A 2,222-nucleotide genomic window follows, 5' to 3' on the forward strand; every position below is an offset into this window, starting at 1 on the left:
GCGCGGGGGTATCTGGATCGTGCGGGGCTGACGGCGGGGCGGTTCGTGGCGTGTCCGTATGGTCCGGCGGGTGCGCGGATGTACCGGACGGGAGATCGTGCGCGCTGGATGGCTGATGGCCGGCTGGTCTATGAGGGCCGTAGCGATGCGCAGGTGCAGTTGCGTGGGTTCCGGGTGGAGTTGGGTGAGGTGGAGGCGGTGCTGTCGCGTCACGACGCGGTCGTGGATGTGGCGGTGGTGGTGCGCGATGAGCGGCTGATCGCGTATGTGGTGGGGGATGCGGATCAGGCCGAGCTGCGGGCGTTCGCGGCGGAGCGGTTGCCGGAGTACATGGTGCCGTCGGCGGTCATGACGCTGGAGGCGTTGCCGTTGACGGTGAACGGCAAGCTGGACCGTAAGGCGCTGCCGGCGCCTGAGTTCAGGGCGGGTGCGGGGCGTGGTCCGTCGACGGTGCAGGAGGAGATCCTGTGCCAGGTGTTCGCCGAGGTCCTGGGCCTGCCGACGGTCGGCGTGGAGGACGACTTCTTCGCCCTGGGCGGGCACTCCCTGCTGGCCGTTTCGCTGGTCGAGCAGCTCCGCAGCCGCGGCGTGTCCGTCTCGGTCCGCGCACTGTTCCAGACACCCACCCCGGCCGGCCTCGCGGCAACCGCTGGACCGGCCGAGGTGGCGGTGCCGCCGAACCTGATTCCGCATGACGCTGAGCTCATCACTCCGGACATGCTGCCGCTGGTCGATCTGGACGAGGCGGAGCTGGCGCAGATCATCGGGCAGATACCGGGTGGCGCGGCCAACATCGCTGATGTGTATCCCCTGGCGCCTCTGCAGGAGGGCCTGTTCTTCCATCACCTGTTGCAGGCGGATGGGGGCGGTGCGGATGCGTATGTGGTGCCACGGGTGCTCCAGTTCGACTCGCGTGAGCGGCTGGACGACTTCCTCGGCGCACTCCAGCGAGTGGTGGACCGGCATGACATCTACCGCACGGCGATCGTGTGGGAGCAGTTGCGCGAGCCGGTCCAGGTTGTGGTCCGCCGGGCCGAACTGCCGGTCATCGAAGTCGCTGTCGATCCGGAAAACACTGATGTCGCAGATCAGTTGATCGCCGTGGCCGGGTCGAGGATGCATATCGGCCGTGCGCCGCTGATCGACGTGCACATCGCCTCACAGCCTGGTGAGAACGGTGGATGGCTGGCGCTGCTGCGTATGCACCACCTGGTCCAGGACCACACCACCCAGGACGTGCTTCTGGAAGAGATGAGAGCGTTCCTGTCGGGGCGGGAGGAGTCCCTGCCGGAGCCGCTGCCGTTCCGCAACTTCGTCGCGCAGGCCCGCTTGGGCGTCACGCGCGAGGAGCACGAGCAGTACTTCACCGACCTGCTGGGCGATGTGGAGGAGACCACCGCCCCGTACGGCCTGCTCGATGTGCACGGTGACGGCAGCGGCGTCGTGCGCTCCCACCTGCGGGTCGACGAGGAGGTGGGCCGGCGGGTACGCGACGTCGCCCGGTCACTCGGTGTGAGCCCGGCCAGCGTGTTCCATCTGGCCTGGGCCCGGGTGCTGGCCACGATCAGCGGTCGTGACGACGTCGTGTTCGGCACGGTGCTGTTCGGGCGGATGAATGCCGGTGCGGGTGCGGATCGGGTGCCGGGGCTGTTCATCAACACGCTGCCGGTCCGGGTCCAGGTCGACACCGTCGGTGTGGGCAACGCGCTGGAGGGCGTGCGCAATCAGCTGGCGGAGCTGTTGGTGCACGAGCACGCTCCGCTGACCCTGGCGCAGCAGGCCAGCGGCATCCCGAACGGCAGCCCGCTGTTCACCTCGCTGTTCAACTACCGGCACGGCAGGCGCCCACAGGCGGATGCCGGCGCGGACACCGACAGCACGACTCAGGGCATCAGCACGCTGTCCATGCACGAGGTGACGAACTATCCGGTGGCCGTGTCGGTGGACGACCTGGAGTCCAGGTTCGGGCTGACCGTGGACGCGGTGGGCCCGGTCGACGGGCAGGCGGTGTGCCGACTGCTGCACACCTGCCTCGACAACCTCGTGAGCACACTCGAAGACGACCCCCACGGTCTCTTGTCGGCAGTGGACATCCTCGACGCCACCGAACAGAACCGACTCCTCGAAGACTGGAACGACACGGGGGTTGAGGAGTCGGGGTCGACGTTGCCTGAGTTGTTCGCGGCGCAGGTGGCGCGGACGCCGGGTGGGGTGGCTGTGGT

At 68.4% G+C, this 2,222-nt stretch carries 1 protein-coding gene; it reads left to right on the forward strand.

The window, feature by feature from the left end; all coding sequences use genetic code 11:
* Window positions 1–108 precede the first annotated feature (108 nt).
* A partial coding sequence (locus tag AB0937_RS38470) for a condensation domain-containing protein (protein ID WP_366718857.1) occupies window positions 109–2,222 on the forward strand: 2,114 nt, incomplete at its 3' end.

This window comes from Streptomyces sp. NPDC047880 (genome assembly GCF_040706515.1).
GTDB lineage: Bacteria > Actinomycetota > Actinomycetes > Streptomycetales > Streptomycetaceae > Streptomyces.